This is a genomic window from Paraburkholderia lebeckiae, assembly GCF_014201005.1.
Classification (GTDB): domain Bacteria; phylum Pseudomonadota; class Gammaproteobacteria; order Burkholderiales; family Burkholderiaceae; genus Paraburkholderia; species Paraburkholderia tuberum.
The window spans coordinates 98,609-115,198 of sequence record NZ_JACHDK010000001.1; the positions used below are offsets into that span (position 1 = coordinate 98,609).

At 64.2% G+C, this 16,590-nt stretch carries 16 protein-coding genes; 10 read left to right on the forward strand and 6 right to left on the reverse strand.

What is annotated here, in order from left to right; all coding sequences use genetic code 11:
• Window positions 1-8: 8 nt before the first annotated feature.
• Window positions 9-1,151, reverse strand: a complete 1,143-nt coding sequence (locus tag HDG39_RS00470) for a Re/Si-specific NAD(P)(+) transhydrogenase subunit alpha (protein ID WP_184002378.1) — start codon at window positions 1,149-1,151, stop codon at window positions 9-11.
• Window positions 1,152-1,436: 285 nt separating this feature from the next.
• On the opposite strand from HDG39_RS00470, the gene HDG39_RS00475 reads away from it, so the two are divergent.
• From HDG39_RS00475 to HDG39_RS00510, 8 genes are all read left to right on the forward strand, one after another.
• Window positions 1,437-1,916: an NUDIX hydrolase gene (locus HDG39_RS00475; protein WP_184002380.1), complete on the forward strand. Its 480-nt coding sequence runs from the start codon at window positions 1,437-1,439 to the stop codon at window positions 1,914-1,916.
• 58 nt (window positions 1,917-1,974) lie between these two features.
• Window positions 1,975-3,228 (forward strand): tRNA 2-thiouridine(34) synthase MnmA, encoded by a 1,254-nt coding sequence (gene mnmA, locus HDG39_RS00480; RefSeq protein WP_184002382.1) that lies wholly within the window; start codon window positions 1,975-1,977, stop codon window positions 3,226-3,228.
• Between the two features lie 262 nt (window positions 3,229-3,490).
• Entirely contained in the window at window positions 3,491-5,101 is a 1,611-nt protein-coding gene (locus tag HDG39_RS00485) for an FMN-binding glutamate synthase family protein (protein WP_184002383.1), read from the forward strand.
• A 181-nt stretch (window positions 5,102-5,282) separates the two neighbouring features.
• Window positions 5,283-6,290, forward strand: a complete 1,008-nt coding sequence (glyQ, locus tag HDG39_RS00490; RefSeq protein WP_184003179.1) for a glycine--tRNA ligase subunit alpha — start codon at window positions 5,283-5,285, stop codon at window positions 6,288-6,290.
• Between the two features lie 15 nt (window positions 6,291-6,305).
• Window positions 6,306-8,405: a glycine--tRNA ligase subunit beta gene (glyS, locus tag HDG39_RS00495; protein WP_184002385.1), complete on the forward strand. Its 2,100-nt coding sequence runs from the start codon at window positions 6,306-6,308 to the stop codon at window positions 8,403-8,405.
• Window positions 8,406-8,415: 10 nt separating this feature from the next.
• On the forward strand, window positions 8,416-8,970 hold the full coding sequence (gmhB, locus tag HDG39_RS00500; protein ID WP_018419430.1) for a D-glycero-beta-D-manno-heptose 1,7-bisphosphate 7-phosphatase: 555 nt from the start codon (window positions 8,416-8,418) through the stop codon (window positions 8,968-8,970).
• Between the two features lie 39 nt (window positions 8,971-9,009).
• Window positions 9,010-9,768 (forward strand): lysophospholipid acyltransferase family protein, encoded by a 759-nt coding sequence (locus HDG39_RS00505; RefSeq protein WP_184002387.1) that lies wholly within the window; start codon window positions 9,010-9,012, stop codon window positions 9,766-9,768.
• A gap of 48 nt (window positions 9,769-9,816) precedes the next feature.
• Entirely contained in the window at window positions 9,817-10,710 is an 894-nt protein-coding gene (locus HDG39_RS00510; protein ID WP_184002389.1) for a M48 family metallopeptidase, read from the forward strand.
• Window positions 10,711-10,719: 9 nt separating this feature from the next.
• On the opposite strand, the gene HDG39_RS00515 is transcribed toward HDG39_RS00510, so the two are convergent.
• The 5 genes from HDG39_RS00515 to HDG39_RS00535 all read right to left on the reverse strand — a co-directional run bounded on the left by HDG39_RS00515 (window position 10,720) and on the right by HDG39_RS00535 (window position 14,589).
• Window positions 10,720-11,469, reverse strand: a complete 750-nt coding sequence (locus HDG39_RS00515; protein ID WP_184002391.1) for an IclR family transcriptional regulator — start codon at window positions 11,467-11,469, stop codon at window positions 10,720-10,722.
• Between the two features lie 100 nt (window positions 11,470-11,569).
• A complete protein-coding gene (locus HDG39_RS00520; protein ID WP_311664543.1) occupies window positions 11,570-12,322 on the reverse strand; it encodes an amino acid ABC transporter ATP-binding protein in 753 nt (250 codons plus the stop codon).
• The gene (locus tag HDG39_RS00525) at window positions 12,319-12,963 is read right to left on the reverse strand and encodes an amino acid ABC transporter permease (protein ID WP_184002393.1); all 645 of its coding nucleotides are present in this window, start codon (window positions 12,961-12,963) and stop codon (window positions 12,319-12,321) included. Before HDG39_RS00525 ends, HDG39_RS00520 begins: the two co-directional genes overlap by 4 nt.
• Before the next feature lie 21 nt (window positions 12,964-12,984).
• Window positions 12,985-13,701, reverse strand: a complete 717-nt coding sequence (locus tag HDG39_RS00530) for an amino acid ABC transporter permease (protein ID WP_018419424.1) — start codon at window positions 13,699-13,701, stop codon at window positions 12,985-12,987.
• 51 nt (window positions 13,702-13,752) lie between these two features.
• On the reverse strand, window positions 13,753-14,589 hold the full coding sequence (locus HDG39_RS00535) for an ABC transporter substrate-binding protein (protein ID WP_184002395.1): 837 nt from the start codon (window positions 14,587-14,589) through the stop codon (window positions 13,753-13,755).
• A 351-nt stretch (window positions 14,590-14,940) separates the two neighbouring features.
• Here HDG39_RS00535 and gloA point away from each other — a divergent pair, with 351 nt between their 5' ends.
• Together gloA and HDG39_RS00545 are read left to right on the forward strand one after the other, a co-directional pair.
• Window positions 14,941-15,336, forward strand: coding sequence for a lactoylglutathione lyase (gloA, locus tag HDG39_RS00540; RefSeq protein WP_018419422.1), 396 nt, complete (start codon window positions 14,941-14,943; stop codon window positions 15,334-15,336).
• A gap of 267 nt (window positions 15,337-15,603) precedes the next feature.
• Window positions 15,604-16,551 (forward strand): DMT family transporter, encoded by a 948-nt coding sequence (locus HDG39_RS00545; protein ID WP_184002397.1) that lies wholly within the window; start codon window positions 15,604-15,606, stop codon window positions 16,549-16,551.
• Window positions 16,552-16,590: the final 39 nt, after the last annotated feature.

The following is a 16,590-nucleotide window of genomic DNA, read 5'->3' on the forward strand; positions in this document are numbered from 1 at the left end:
GCTTCCCCCTATGCGTTGCGCGTGACCTGGCCATCGCGAGCCAGCAGCGTGGCCGCGACGATGTCGTCCGCGAGATCGATGTTCAGCGTGCATTCCTTGTCGATAATCAGCTTCAGGAAGTCGAGCACGTTGCGCGCGTACAGCGACGACGCGTCGGCGGGCACCATCGCGGCGAGATTCGTATAGCCGACGATCTGCACGCCATAGCGCACCACCACCTGGTCCGCCTCGGTCAGCGGACAATTGCCGCCGCGCCGGCCGTCGACTTCCGCGCCGCGGCCGGCCGCGAGGTCGACGAGCACCGAGCCCGGTTTCATCGCCTGCACGGTTTCGACCGACAGCAGCGTCGGCGCGGGGCGGCCTGGAATCAATGCGGTCGAGATCACCACGTCGGCCTGCCTCGCGCGCTCGTGCACGAGCGCCGACTGGCGCGCGAGCCACGACGGCGGCATCGGCCGTGCATAGCCGCCCACGCCTTGCGCGGCCTCGCGCTCCTCGTCGGTCTCGTAGGGCACGTCGAGGAACTTCGCGCCGAGCGACTCGATCTGCTCCTTGACCGCCGGGCGCACGTCGGACGCTTCCAGCACGGCGCCGAGGCGCTTCGCGGTGGCGATCGCCTGCAGGCCAGCCACGCCCGCGCCGAGAATCAACACGCGCGCGGCCTTCACGGTGCCGGCCGCGGTCATCAGCATCGGCATGAAGCGTGGATATAGCGTCGCCGCGAGCAGCACCGCCTTGTAGCCGGCGATGTTCGCCTGCGACGACAGCACGTCGAGGCTTTGCGCCCGCGTGGTGCGCGGCGCGGCTTCGAGCGCGAACGCGGTGACGCCGGCCGCGGCGAGCTTGCCCGCGTTGTCGGCGTTGAACGGATCGAGCATGCCGACGAGCGTCGCGCCGCGCTTGAGTAGCGGCAGTTCGGAATCGGTGGGAGATTGGACTTTGAGGACGAGATCTGCGCCGAATGCAGTGGCGGCATCGACGATTTCCGCGCCCACGGCCGTATAGGCGTCATCGGGAAAGCCCGCGCCGGCGCCGGCGCCGCTCTGGAGCGTGACCCGGTGGCCTTGCGCCACGTATTTCTTGACCGTCTCGGGCGTCGCGGCAACGCGGGTTTCATGCGCGCGCGTCTCGGCTGGCACTCCGATGTGCATCGTTGTTCCTCCTCGACTTCCTGTTTGACGACAGATCTGCCGACGAGGCTCGCCGGCTTGCACATGCAACGGCTAACGCAGGCCCCACTTTAACCGGAAACCGCCACATCACAAATATCGGGGTCGACGCGAATGCGCGGCAGACCGCCAAACTGGTACGGATCGGTCGCGATCCCACCTCGAACACGCTGCGAACCGGCTGCCAGCGGTCACCGGCCGTAGCCCGGCCCAGCGCCCCGCCCGCCGCCCGGCAGTCGGCGCGCATAACCGGTAAAATGCGCACCCATGAAACCGGAAACCTGGCTGCCGCATGTGACCGTCGCGGCGATCGTCGAGCGCGACGGGCGCTTCCTGCTAGTCGAGGAACACACTCCCGCCGGCCTGCGCCTGAACCAGCCCGCCGGCCACCTCGAGGCGGGCGAAACGCTGCTGGAAGCGGTGGTCCGCGAAACCTTCGAGGAAACCGCGCATCCGTTCGTGCCCCAGGCGCTCGTCGGCATGTACATGACCCACTTCGAGCGGCCGGAACGCGCGGGCACCACGTACCTGCGCTTCACCTATTGCGGCGCGGGCGGCGAGCCGGACGCGGCGAGTTCGCTCGATCCCGACATCGTCCGCGCGCTGTGGATGAGCGCCGATGAGTTGCGCGCGTGCCCCGAGCGGCATCGCACGCCGCTCGTGATGCAGTGTATCGACGATTACCTGGCCGGCCGGCGTTTCCCGCTCGACTTCGTCCATACGCATTCGGTTGGGCCGAAGCAATAAGGCCGTCACGAGCGGCCCCATAGATCCGTGCAGTCATGCAGCACCCAGTGAGTACCTTATGAGCAAGCGTAAAGTCGTAGTAGGCATGTCGGGCGGCGTCGATTCGTCGGTCACCGCGTGGCTGCTGAAGGAACAGGGCTACGACGTGGTCGGCCTGTTCATGAAGAACTGGGAAGACGACGACGACAGCGAATACTGCTCGACGCGCCAGGACTGGATCGATGTGGTGTCGGTGGCGGACCTGATCGGCATCGACGTCGAGGCGGTCAACTTCGCGGCCGAGTACAAGGACCGCGTGTTCGCCGAATTCCTGCGCGAATATTCGGCCGGCCGCACGCCGAACCCGGACGTGCTGTGCAACGCCGAGATCAAGTTCAAGGCCTTCCTCGATCACGCGATGTCGCTCGGCGCGGAAACGATCGCGACCGGCCACTATGCGCGCGTGCGCGAGAACGATGGCCGCTTCGAGCTGCTGAAGGCGCTCGACCATACGAAGGACCAGTCGTACTTCCTGCATCGGCTGAACCAGGCGCAGTTGTCGAAAACACTGTTCCCGCTCGGCGAGATTCCCAAGACGAAGGTTCGCGAGATCGCCGCGCAGATCGGCCTGCCGAACGCGAAGAAGAAGGATTCGACCGGCATCTGCTTCATCGGCGAGCGGCCGTTCCGCGACTTCCTGAACCGCTATCTGCCGACCAGGCCCGGCCCGATGAAGACCACCGACGGCAAGATCGTCGGCGAGCACATCGGCCTCGCGTTCTACACGTTCGGCCAGCGCAAGGGCATCGGTCTCGGCGGCAGCAAGGACGGCAGCGGCGAGCCCTGGTTCGCCGCCGGCAAGGATATTCCGACGAATACGCTGTACGTCGCGCAGGGACACGACCATCCGTGGCTGCTGTGCCATACGCTGTCGGCGGGCAACACAAGCTGGGTCGCGGGCGAGCCGCCGGCCGACGGCTTCGCGTGCGGCGCGAAGACGCGCTACCGGCAGGCCGACGCGGCGTGCACGTTCAACGCCTCGGCGGCAGGCGGTTCGGGCGAAGGCCTCTTCGAACTGACCTTCGACGCCGCGCAATGGGCCGTCACGCCGGGCCAATCGGCGGTGCTGTATGACGGCGACGTGTGCCTCGGCGGCGGCATCATTGAACGCGCGATGACCGGGCAACCGGCCGAACTGCCGCAGGATCAGGCGCCGAAGCAAACCCGCGCGCAGCGTCGCAAGCAGGCGCACAAGCCAAAGCAGCCGCAAGGCCAGGCGCAGGACGAGCCGCAAACCCCGCGGCAAAGAGCGGCTCTGCTCGGCGCGCGTTGAGCGATGCATAACGGCGGGCGCGGCGGGTCATACCACTCCGGCAGGTTCGCGCCGTTCACCATGTTTCCCCCGCCTGGCGCATTCACATACGCTTCACCTTCGCGTGCGACGCCTGGCTTCCATTCGCAGGCCTTATCTTCGGGCTTCGCCGGTCCGCGCCGCACCGTGACCCGCAACCGCCAGTTTTCCTTCGCGACCGGTACCGCCCGCGCCCCCGTGCGGACGATCCCGCCGCAATGATCTTCACTGCACTGGAGTCCCCATGTTTTCTCGACGCTATCTGGCCATGTGGTGCGCAATCGCGCTCACCGCGGCATGTGCCGCGCTCGCCGCGACGCATCGCCTGTCGTGGTTCTGGATCCTCGGGCCGGCCGCGCTCGTCGCGCTCGGCGTGTTCGACCTGAGCCAACAGCGCCATGCAATCCTGCGCAATTACCCGCTGTGGGGCCACCTGCGTTTCATTTTCGAATTCATCCGCCCGGAGATCCGTCAGTATTTCGTCGAAGACGATACCGACGAGAAGCCGTTCTCGCGCGCGCAACGCAGCATCGTCTACCAGCGCGCGAAGAACGATGTCGACAGTCGCCCGTACGGCACGCGGATCGACGTGAAGGCGGTCGCGCACGAATGGATCAGCCACTCGCTCGCGCCGACCACGCTCGACGGTCACGACTTTCGCATCGTCGTCGGCCCCGATCGCGCGCGGCCGTATTCGATGTCGATCTTCAACGTGTCGGCGATGAGCTTCGGCTCCCTATCGGCCAATGCGATCATGGCGCTGAACCTCGGCGCGAAGAAGGGCAACTTCGCGCACGACACCGGCGAAGGTTCGATGTCGAAATATCATCGCGAACATGGCGGCGACATCATCTGGGAAATCGCGTCCGGCTATTTCGGATGCCGCAACGACGACGGCACCTTCAACGCCGAGAAGTTCGCGAAGCAGGCCGCCGAACCGCAGGTGAAGATGATCGAGGTGAAGCTGTCGCAAGGCGCGAAGCCCGGTCACGGCGGCGTGCTGCCGGCCGCGAAGATCACGCCCGAAATCGCCGAGACGCGCGGCGTGCCGATGGGCCGCGACTGCATCTCGCCGGCGACGCACTCCGAGTTCTCGACGCCGCGCGAGCTGCTCGAATTCGTCGAACGGCTGCGCACGCTGTCGGGCGGCAAGCCGACCGGCTTCAAGCTGTGCATCGGGCATCCGTGGGAATTCTTCGGTATCGCCAAGGCGATGCTGGAAACGGGCATTCTGCCGGACTTCATCGTCGTGGACGGCGCGGAAGGCGGCACCGGCGCGGCACCGCTCGAGTTCACCGATCACGTCGGCGTGCCGTTGCAAGAGGGGCTGCTGCTCGTGCACAACACGCTGGTCGGCATCGGTCTGCGGCAACGCATCCGCATCGGCGCGAGCGGCAAGATGATCACCGCGTTCGATATCGCGAAGACGCTCGCGATCGGCGCGGACTGGGTCAACGCGGCGCGCGGCTTCATGTTCGCGGTCGGCTGCATCCAGGCGCAGACCTGCCATACCGGCCGCTGTCCGACCGGCGTCGCGACCCAGGATCCGGTGCGCCAGCGCGCGCTGGTGGTGCCGGACAAGGCCGATCGCGTGTTCAACTTCCACCACAACACGCTGCACGCGTTGCAGGAAATCATCCAGGCGGCCGGGCTCCGGCATCCGGCGGAGCTGCGCGCGCATCACATCGTGCGGCGCGTGTCCTCGCATGAGGTGCGGCTGATGTCGGATCTGCTCAAATATCTCGAACCGAACGATCTACTCAACGGCAACTATCGCTATACCCTGTTCGAGACGTACTGGCCGATCGCGCAAAGCGATTCGTTCTCGCCGAAGGCGGAGCTGGCGGCGAGCTGAACGTGCGCGCGGCCCTTGCCGCGTCGCCTGTCGCCCAAAAATCGCATCGCGGCCCGTCCGACCCCGCAAAACGGGCCGCCCCCCTTCCTTTCCGTTAAAATCTCGGGTTTAGCACTTCGCTCCACGGCCCCGTCGCGCGCTTAGGCGCACGCGGAATGGCCCCATGCCCGAAAGGCACTTCATGCTCACGTTTCAGCAAATCATCCTGACCTTGCAGTCCTACTGGGACAAGCAGGGCTGCGCGTTGCTCCAGCCGATCGACATGGAAGTCGGCGCGGGCACGTCCCACGTCCATACGTTCCTGCGCGCGATCGGCCCCGAGCCGTGGCGCGCCGCCTACGTGCAGCCGTCGCGCCGCCCGAAAGATGGCCGCTACGGCGAGAACCCGAACCGTCTGCAGCACTACTACCAGTATCAGGTGGTGCTCAAGCCCGCGCCGGAAAACATTCTCGACCTGTACCTCGGCTCGCTCGAAGCGCTCGGCTTCGACCTGAAGCAGAACGACGTGCGTTTCGTCGAGGACGACTGGGAAAACCCGACGCTCGGCGCGTGGGGTCTCGGCTGGGAAGTGTGGCTGAACGGCATGGAAGTCACGCAGTTCACGTATTTCCAGCAGGTCGGCGGTCTCGACTGCAAGCCGGTGCTCGGCGAAATCACCTACGGACTGGAGCGCCTCGCGATGTATCTGCAGAAGGTCGAGAACGTCTACGACCTCGTCTGGACCGAGTGGGAAGAACAAGGCCCAAACGGCCCCGAGCTGCGCCGCCTGACCTACGGCGACGTGTATCACCAGAACGAGGTCGAGCAGTCCACCTACAACTTCGAGCACGCGAACGTCGATCTGCTGTTCACGTTCTTCAACAGCTACGAAGCGGAAGCGAGGCGCATGATCGATGCGCAGATCGCGCTGCCCGCCTATGAGCTCGTGCTGAAGGCCGGCCACACGTTCAACCTGCTCGACGCGCGCGGCGCAATTTCGGTCACGGAACGCGCGGCGTACATCGGCCGGATTCGCGCGCTGTCGCGTCAGGTCGCGCAGGCCTACTACGACTCGCGCGAAAAGCTCGGCTTCCCGATGCTCGGCAATCCGGTGCACGGCGTGCCCGGCCTCACAACCGACGAGCAGGAAGCCGCGATGCCCGCGTGGGCGCCGCCGCTGAAAGTCGAACGCAAGATCGACCAGGACTGACGAGAACTTCAACCAATGACTCAATCTCAACACGCTACCCTGCTCGTCGAGCTGCTGACCGAAGAACTGCCGCCGAAGGCGCTCGCCCGTCTCGGCGATGCCTTCGCCGAAGGTATTGCGCAGCGCCTCGCGGCGCGCGACCTGATCGAAGGCGAGCCGTCGTTCGAACGCTTTGCTACGCCGCGTCGTCTCGCGGTGACGATTCACAACGTGCGCGCGGTCGCGCCGGAAAAACACGTGCGCGAAAAAGTGCTGCCGGTTTCCGTCGCGCTCGATAAAGACGGCCAGCCCACCGCGCCGCTCGCTAAGAAACTCGCCGCGCTCGGCTTCCCCGACTTCACGGTGAACGACCTCGAACGCGCCCAGGACGGTAAAGCCGAAGCGTTCTTCCTGCGCTACGCGGCGCCGGGCGCGACGCTCACCGACGGCTTGCAGGGCGCGCTCGACGAAACACTCGCGAAGCTGCCGATTCCGAATCCGATGACGTATCAGCGCCCCGACGGTTCGAGCGTGAAATTCGTGCGCCCGGTGCATCGTCTGACCGCGCTGCACGGCGAGGAAATCGTGCCGGTCAGCGCGCTCGGCATCGACGCCGACGACACCACGCTCGGCCACCGCTTCCTGTCCGAAGGCTTCGTGCAGATCCAGCACGCGCAGTCATATGCCGAAACGCTCGAACACAGAGGCCGCGTGATCGCGAGCTTCGCGAAGCGCAAGGAATCGATCCGCTCGCAACTGCTCGCACAAGCCGGTGACGACAAGGTCGTGATGCCCGAAGCGCTGCTCGACGAAGTGACGTCGCTGGTCGAATGGCCGGTCGTCTATGAGTGCCGCTTCGAGGACGAATTCCTGCAAGTGCCGCAGGAATGCCTGATCCTGACGATGCAGACGAACCAGAAGTACTTCGCGCTAACCGATGCGAACGGCAAGCTGCGCTCGCGCTTCCTGATCGTGTCGAACATCGAGACGGCGACGCCGGTCGAGATCGTCGAAGGCAACGAGCGAGTGGTGCGTCCGCGTCTCGCCGATGCGAAGTTCTTCTTCACGCAAGACAAGAAGAAGCCGCTCGCGGATCGCGTGCCACTGCTCGCGAACGTCGTTTATCACAACAAGCTCGGCTCGGCGCTGCAACGGGTGGAGCGGCTCGAAGGGTTGGCCGGCGCGATCGCCGCACTGACCGGCGCCAACGTCGCGCTCGCGACGCGCGCCGCGCGCCTCGCGAAGGCCGACCTGATCACCGACATGGTCGGCGAATTCCCCGAGCTGCAAGGCACGATGGGCACGTACTACGCGCGCCACGACGGCGAGCCGGAAGAGGTCGCGCTCGCATGCTCGGAACACTACCAGCCGCGCTTCTCGGGCGACGCCTTGCCCACCACCGCGACCGGCACCGTCGTCGCGCTCGCCGACAAGCTCGAAACGCTGGTCGGCATCTGGGGCATCGGCCTGCAGCCCACCGGCGAGAAAGACCCGTTCGCGCTGCGCCGTCATGCGCTCGGCGTGCTGCGCATTCTGGTCGAGAAGCAGCTGAACGTCGACTTCGTCGAGCTGCTGCGCATCGCTTATGCGCAATTCGCCGGCGTGCCGAACGTTGCCGATTCGACCGACGCGATCTACGAATTCAGCATGGACCGCCTGCGCGGCCTGCTGCGCGAACGCGGCTACGCGGCCGGCGAAATCGACGCGGTGCTCGCGCTGAACCCGACGCGGCTCGACGACCTCGTCGCGCGCCTCGACGCGGTGCGCGAATTCGCGTCGCTCGCCGAAGCGGCGTCGCTCGCGGCGGCCAACAAGCGTATCTCGAATATCCTGAAGAAGTCGGAAGGCGTGACGAATGGCGGCGTGCAGCCCGGCTTGCTCACCGAGGCAGCGGAGAAGGCGCTCAACGCGCAGCTCGAACAGGTCACGCCGCGCGTGCAATCGCAACTGGCCGTGCGCGACTACACCGGCGCGCTGACGGCGCTGGCCGCGCTGCGCGAACCGGTGGACACGTTCTTCAACGACGTGATGGTCAACGCCGAAGACCCCGCGTTGCGCGCGAACCGTCTGGCTCTGCTCGGCGCGCTGCATCAGCAGATGAACTGCGTCGCCGATATTTCCCGACTCGCCGCCTGAGCACCGCGCCATGCCGATCAAGAAAGTGGTGATCCTCGACCGCGACGGTGTGATCAACGTCGACTCCGACGCGTTCATCAAGTCGCCGGACGAATGGGTCGCGCTGCCCGGCTCGCTGGAAGCGATCGCACGCCTGAACCAGGCGGGCTATCGCGTCGTGATCGCGACGAACCAGTCGGGCATCGGCCGCGGTCTGTTCGACATGGATGCGTTGAACGCGATGCATCTGAAGATGCACCGGATGGCGGCAGCGGTCGGCGCGCGCATCGAAGCGGTGTTCTTCTGCCCGCACACGGCGGAAGATCACTGCGATTGCCGCAAGCCGAAGCCCGGCATGCTGAAGATGATCACCGAGCGATTCGAAATCGATCCGGCGCATACGCCGACAGTCGGCGATTCTCTGCGCGATCTGCAGGCGGGCGCGGCGCTCGGTCACCCGGTGCATCTGGTGCTCACCGGCAAGGGCCGCAAGACCCTCGCCGCGGGCGGCTTGCCCGAAGGCACGATCGTGCACGACGACCTGCGCGCGTTCGCGCTCGACTTTCTCGCCGACGCTCAGGAGTAAACGCGCACCGCGCGCTCCCAACCCTCACCGACCACGCCGATGCGCTTTATCCGTTCCCTGCTGCTGCTGATTTATTTCATTGTGGTCACGGTGCCGTACGCGACCGCATGCTTCATCGCGTTTCCGTTCCTGCCCGCGGAAAACCGCTACTGGATGGCGGCCGGCTGGTGTCGTCTGACGCTGTGGACGGTGCGCTACCTGAACGGCATCCGCTACCGTATCGAAGGTTTCGAGAACCTGCCCAAGGGGCCGGCCGTGCTGCTGTCGAAGCATCAGTCGGCGTGGGAAACGCTCGCGTTTCCGGCGATCATGCCGCGCCCGCTTTGCTACGTGTTCAAGCGCGAGCTCTTGTATGTGCCGTTCTTCGGCTGGGCGCTCGGCATGCTGAAGATGGTTCACATCAACCGCAAGGAAGGCAAATACGCGTTCGTTTCGGTCACGAACCAGGGCAAGGCCCGCATGGCCGAAGGCGCATGGGTCATCATGTTTCCGGAAGGCACGCGCACGCCGACCGGCAAGAAGGGCAAGTACAAGACCGGCGGCGCGCGCTTCGCGATCGCGACCGGTGCCCCCGTCGTGCCGATCGCGCACAACGCGGGCCGCGTGTGGCCGCGCAACTCGTTTCTCAAATATCCGGGTATAGTCACGGTGTCGATTGGCAAGCCGATCGACACGACGGGGCTCACGCCCGACGAAGTGAACACGCGCGTCGAGCAGTGGATCGAAGCCGAGATGCGCCGCATCGATCCGACTGCCTACAGCGCGGCGGCTAACGATTCCGCCGCCGCTCCCATCTGACGCGCCACGCCCTCGAAGTCCGAAGGCGTATTGCGCGAAGCGAAGCCGATGCAGAAGTCTCCCACGCCGCAGCCCGCCGCGGCGCTCGAAAACCGGCAGCTCGATCTCCCGCTCTTCGCCGAGCCGGGGTCGACGTCGTCGTCTCCTTCACCTTCCGCGCCGGGTTCATTGGGCTCAGCGCCGGCCCTGCCGCCCGCCGCACCGCTCGCGCCGGACGGCAGCAAGCTACGTCGTCTCACCATCGGCTCACGCACGCTGCATTACGCGCTCAAGCGTTCCGCGCGCCGCTCGATCGGCTTTGCGATCGACAGCACCGGCCTCACGATCACCGCGCCGCGCTGGGTCACGCTCGCCGATATCGAAACCGCGATCACCGAAAAACAACGCTGGATTTTTACGAAGCTGATCGAATGGCAAACGCGCGTCGAGCAGCGTGCATTGCCGAAGATCGACTGGAAAGACGGCACCGAAGTGCCCTACCTCGGTCAGCCGGTGCGCGTGACGCTCGGCGCGCCGCAAGGCGTGCTCGCGTTCAGCGCCGAATATGGGTCGCTGCGATTGCCGCTGCCGTTGCAAGCCGACCCGCAGCAGATCAAGGATCGCGTGCAGGGCTGGCTGCAAGGAGAGGCGAAGCGGCTGTTCGGCGAGCGTCTGGCGATCTACGAGCAGAAGCTCGGCGTCAACTATCGCGCGTATGCGTTGTCTTCGGCGGCGACGCGCTGGGGCAGTTGTTCGAGCGACGGCAAAATCCGCCTGAACTGGCGGCTCATCCACTTTCCGCTGTCGATCATCGACTACGTCGTCGCGCACGAGCTGTCGCATCTGCGCGAGATGAATCACAGTCCGCGCTTCTGGCAGACGGTCGAATCGATTTTTCCGGAATTCCGCGAGGCGCGACAGACACTGAAGTCGCATCCGCCGGAGCTGTTGCCGACGCTTTGAGGCCGAGCGCTATCTATGCGAGAGCGCTTTCGCGGACTGCAACAGATCGGCCAGCATCACGCCGCGCCTGTCCGGGCTCGTGTCGCGGCCGGTCATGAAACACAGCGCCGCAATAGGCAGTCCCGCACGGTCGCGAATCGGCGCTGCCATACAAAGCCTGAACGCATTCGAGAGTCCTTCGGTGCAGCAGTAGCCTCGTTCTTTTGCGGCCCGCACGTCGTTCAGGAATTCGTCGAATTCGATATTCACCCCATTGTCGAGGATGAAATCTTCGGCTGGAATGAGCGCGCGAATCTCGTCGGCATTCAGGTGACCTAGCAGCAGACGTCCCGTGGCGGTCCACGGAATCGGCACTCTCACGCCGATGTCCGAACTGATGTTGAATGGCCGGGCACTGTTCTCGGATAACACGACCGTGTACTTGTTGCCTTCCAGCATGCACAGCTGCGTGGTCTCGTCGTACTTCCGTACCAATGCCAGAATGGATTGATGCGCGCGGCTAATCAGATCGTTGTGCGTTGCATAGTCGGACCCGTAGTAGTGCATCTCGCGCCCGAAGAACACGCTCCCATCCGCGGCCGTCTCGAGCCAGCCCACTTCCGCGAGAATCGCGACCAGCTCGTAAATGCTCGAACGCGGCGCACCGGTCGCCTCGATTAATTCGCGCATGGTCAGCGGGCGTTGGGCGACGTGCAATTGCCGGAACATCGCGATGACGCGATCCACGCCTCTCGCCCGAGACGATTCTGTTACAGCCATGCGTTCACTCCGTAAAGCGTTCATCCGACCGGTTGTCTTTCAAGCGACGTGAGTTTATCGTGCGGCTGACCCGCGAAAGCGACTTTCAGGCCGCGACAGGTCAATGGTCGAGGACTCTGTGCAGAAATTGCCGCGTACGTTCGTTCGCGGGATTGACGAAGATCTGTTCCGGATCGCCCTGCTCCGCGATGACGCCCTTGTCCATGAAGACGACGCGGTCGGCGGTCTTGCGGGCAAAGCCCATTTCATGCGTGACGACGACCATCGTCATGCCGTCGCGCGCGAGCCCACGCATCACCTCGGTGACCTCGCCGACCAGCTCCGGATCCAGCGCGGACGTCGCCTCGTCGAAGAACATGATGCCGGGCTCGACCGCGAGCGCTCGCGCAATCGCCACGCGTTGCTGCTGACCGCCCGACAACTGGCTTGGATAGTGTTCCGCGCGGTCCGCGAGCCCGACACGGTCGAGTGTCTCCATGGCGCGCTTGCGCGCGTCGTCCGGACTCATGCGGCGTGCCTTGATAAGCGCGAGCGTGACATTGCCGAGCGCGGTCTTGTGAGGAAACAGATTGAACTGCTGGAAGACCATGCCGACATGGCCACGAATCTCTCGCGCTCGGCGCGGATCATGCATGGGCACATCGTTGACCCAGACCTCGCCGGAATCGGTGGTCTCCAATCCCGCCATGATTCGCAAGACGGTGCTCTTACCCGAGCCGGACGCGCCGATGAGCACCAGCACCTCGCCAGAGCGAACCTCGAGATTGATTTCGTTCAACACCCGAGTCGAACCGAATGCTTTGCTGACGCCCGTCAGTGAAATGATGGGTCTGATTTGGCTTTGGTTACTCACGACAATCTCCTGCGGTCATGGTGGCGCACCCATTGCGAGAGCGGGAAGCACACGGCGAAGTAAATGAGTGCGACGAGTCCGTAGATTTCCACGGGCTTTCCGACCCGGTCGACGATGGCCTGGCCACCATGCATCAACTCGGACATTCCGATCATGCTGACGATCGACGTATCCTTGATGAGCGACAGATACTGACCGACGAGAGGCGGCAACACGATCTTTCCCGTCTGAGGCAGCACGACGAACGAGAACGACTGAGCCCGCGTGAGGCCGAGGATCTGAGATACCTCCCATTGACCTTTGGGTACCGCCTCGATCCCTGCGCGGAAGATTTCGGCGATGTAGGCGCCCTGATAGATGCTCAAGCCGATGACGCCGGCTGCGAAGACGTCGATCGCGTAACCGAAGTACGACACGCCGAAATAGATGAACATCAGCGTGATGAGTACCGGCGTGCCGCGAAACAGCTCCGTATAGAGTCTGGCAAGGCGGGCTGTGCCCCACGGTCCGAACGACCGCAAGACCGCGGCGAAAAGACCGATCAGCGTGCTGCCCGCGATGGACGCAATGGAAAGCAACAGCGTCGTCACCAGACCCTGCAGCAGGATGGAGAAACTGGTTTTCAGCAATTCGACTGACATGATCCAACTCCAATCCGGGAATCAGGCCCGTTTCGTCCGGCGCATGAAGCCGGTTCCGAAACCGGTGCGCGCCGGCATGACGAGGGGAGGATGAAAGATCCGCGCTCCGAGCTGGCCCGCAAGCCAGGACAGTACGTTACTGAGCACGAGATACGCGACGAGCGTCACGCTGAACGTCTGAAGGTAGAGAAGCGTCCGCGAGTTGATCACGGTCGCAGTGCCGGTCAACTCCGGCAACGCAATGGCGGACAGCAGCGACGTACCGAGCAGCAACTGGATCAGGTAGTTGACGATGGCCGGATAGACCGCGCGCGTCGCCTGCGGTAGCACGACCTCGACGAAGATCTGCGCGCGTTCGAGACCGAGAATGCCGGCGGCCTCGAGTTGTCCGCGCGGCACCGACTGTATGCCGGCGCGGAACACTTCCGATAGGTAAGCACCGACGTTGACGCCGAGCGCAATGACGCCCGCCCAGTATGCGTCGAGCGAAATACCCGCCGACGGCAGACCGAAGAAAACGATGAAAATCTGCAGGAGAACAGGCGTGTTGCGGATGATTTCAACGTAGCCGCGAGCAATCAACCGAAATGGCGCGAGCGGAGAAACGCTGGCAAGCGCGGTCAACAAGCCGAGGACTAGCGCCAGTACGAATGCCAGCACGGTGACTTGCAACGTTAGCCAGCTCGCGCTCAAAAACTCGGGCACGTAGCCCCACAGAGTGAGCCACTCGTAACTCATCTCACCCTCCGCATCGTTCGGGTTTCATTGGATATCGGCATCTCCCGCTCCTCAAAACTGCGGATTGAGCGGGTAGCGCGGATCGGTGCCGAACCACTTGTTGTAGAGCTGCGCGTTGAGCTTCGACGCATTGACGTTGAAGAGGAACAGATTCAGGTAGTTGAGCCATTCCTGATCGCCGGCCTTGACACCGAACGCGTTATATTCGAGCGGGACCAGCGCTTCGTTCGTGACGGCAAGTTCAGGATCGAGCTTGGCCTGATACGCGAGAAAGTTGTTGTCCTCGATCATCGCGTCGGCCTGCCCCTGCTTGACGGCAAGAATCGCGGCCTGCGAGCTGTCGTATTCCTGGATCTTGATCGGGATATTCAGCGAGCGCACTTCGTCGCCATTGGTCGAGCCCTTGACCGTCGCAATCGTGCGACCGCCCATGTCCTTGATCGACTGAACGCCACTATTTTTTCTGACCAGCAGTGCTTCGCTGGCAACCACGTAGGGGGTCGTGAATTCGATTACTTTCGCGCGCTCCAGATTACGCGTGAAGTTGCAGAACACGACATCCACTTTGCTGGTCTGCAGATTCGGAATCCGGTTCGCGCTCGTCGTATTCACGACCTCGAGCTTCACGCCCATCTGCTTCGCGAGTTCCTTCGCGAGGTCCACGTCATAGCCGTCTGGTTGGCCGTCCTTGTTATAGAACCCGAACGGCGCGAACGTCAGGCAGTCGCCGACGCGCAGCGTGCCTCGCTGCAGCACGGCCTGAAGCGTCGAGGGAGATGCCGCTGCGCTCTGCCCTGGCGTGGCAACCTTGGTGCAGGCAGAAATTGCGAGCAATCCAGCAACAGCGAACAGGAAGGCGGCTTGGGCGCCTCGTTTGGCAAGCTTCATGGCAGGGTCCTAAGCGGAGAAGAGTGGTCCGGAGCGGACGAATCGGCTTTAGCGCCTGTCTGCGCGCTCAACGAATCGCCGGGTCACGCATCGATTGTCCGATATATCAGACTACTATCTGACAAACCGGATTGATGCTGAGTGTTGGACGCTAATATCAAACCGGCAACCGCACACAAACCCTTATTGCCTATACTTTTTTGTTCAAATAGGTCCGATCGAATTCCACGAGGCGCATCGAGTCCGCGGTGGGCCGGGCGGCCGGCGCGGCGTCGGGCTCAAGCTATACGGCAATCATTTACAATTGCCGCAGGTCGACGCATTTATCGACAAACTATCAAAGGAGTCCTCATGCGAATTTTGCATACCATGCTTCGGGTCGGTGATCTGGACGCATCGATCCGGTTCTACACCGAAGTTCTAGGAATGCGCCTGCTTCGAAAGAACGACTACCCGGACGGGAAGTTCACCCTCGCATTCGTCGGTTACGAGGACGAATCCGAAGGCGCGGCGATCGAACTGACGTACAACTGGGACACGAGCAAGTACGACCTCGGAACCGGCTACGGTCACATCGCCCTCGAAGTCGACGACGCCTATGCGGCATGCGAGGAAGTGAAGAAACGCGGCGGTGTCGTTACACGCGAAGCGGGGCCCATGAAACACGGCACGACCGTCATCGCCTTCGTCGCCGATCCGGACGGGTACAAGATCGAGCTGATACAGAAGAAGGGCCGAGTCGACTGACGTCCGGTGGCGGGCACGAGTCGCGCTGTCAGCCAGAACGATGAAAACACAGCCCGGCTTCACGTTGCACCCGGCGAATTGACGCCGGGCGAATTCGCCCGGCAATCTTGCCTCGTGCCGACGCCATCAAAAAACGCCGACTACTGACGCGCGACGTTGCCCGCAAGAAAATCAGGCAACTCAGACGCATCAACGACCGGCATCCGAGCGCGCCCACCGAAATCGCCACGGCTCGGCGCGCACTCTCCACCTCTTCACCGCACCGCCATGAGCACGACCACCGCCCTGCCCGCGCGCCGCGCCCCGGATAGCTTCGCGATCCTGTTGATGATCGGCCTGTGCGCAATCTGGGGGCTGCAGCAAGTCGCGATCAAGACCACCAATGCGGCGGTGCCGCCGGTCTTTCAGGCGGGGCTGCGCTCGACGATCGCGGCGCTGCTCGTGTGGGCATGGGCACGCTCGCGCGGCACGCCGCTCTTTCGCGATGACGGCACGCTCGGCGCGGGCCTGCTCGCGGGCGTGCTGTTCGCGGCCGAGTTCGTCTGCATCTTTCTCGGCCTGACGCTGACGAGCGCGTCGCGCATGGCGGTCTTTCTGTACACGGCGCCGTGTTTCACGGCACTCGGCCTGCACTGGTTCGTCGATGGCGAACGCATGCGGCGCATCCAGTGGCTCGGCATCGTCGTCGCGTTCGCGGGGATGGCGCTCGCGTTCGCGGACGGCTTCCTGCACACGGACGCGGGCACGGCTGCAAGCGCGGCCCACGGCTCGACGCTCGCGGGCGCGGCCGGCGATGCGCTCGGCGTGCTCGGCGGCATCGCGTGGGCCGCGACCACGGTGGTCGTGCGCGGCTCGCGGCTCGCGCGGACGAGCGCGAGCAAGACGCTGTTCTATCAGCTGACTGTGTCGGCGGTGGTGCTGCTCGCGCTGGCGCTGGGGCTCGGCGAGGTGCGCGTGGAAAGCGTGACGCCGCTCGCGCTCGCGAGCCTCGCGTATCAAGCCGTGATCGTCGCGTTCGTCAGCTATCTGTTGTGGTTCTGGCTGTTGACGCGTTACATCGCGTCGAGGCTGTCGGTGTTTTCGTTTCTGACGCCGCTGTTCGGTGTCACCTTCGGCGTGCTGCTGCTCGGCGAGTCGTTCAGCGCGCGCTTTCTGATCGCCGCGCTGCTGGTGCTGAGCGGCATCGCGCTCGTCAACGCACCGGCGAAACGGTAAGCGGGCTCGACGGCGGCGCCCTGCCGCCGTCGAGCGTCG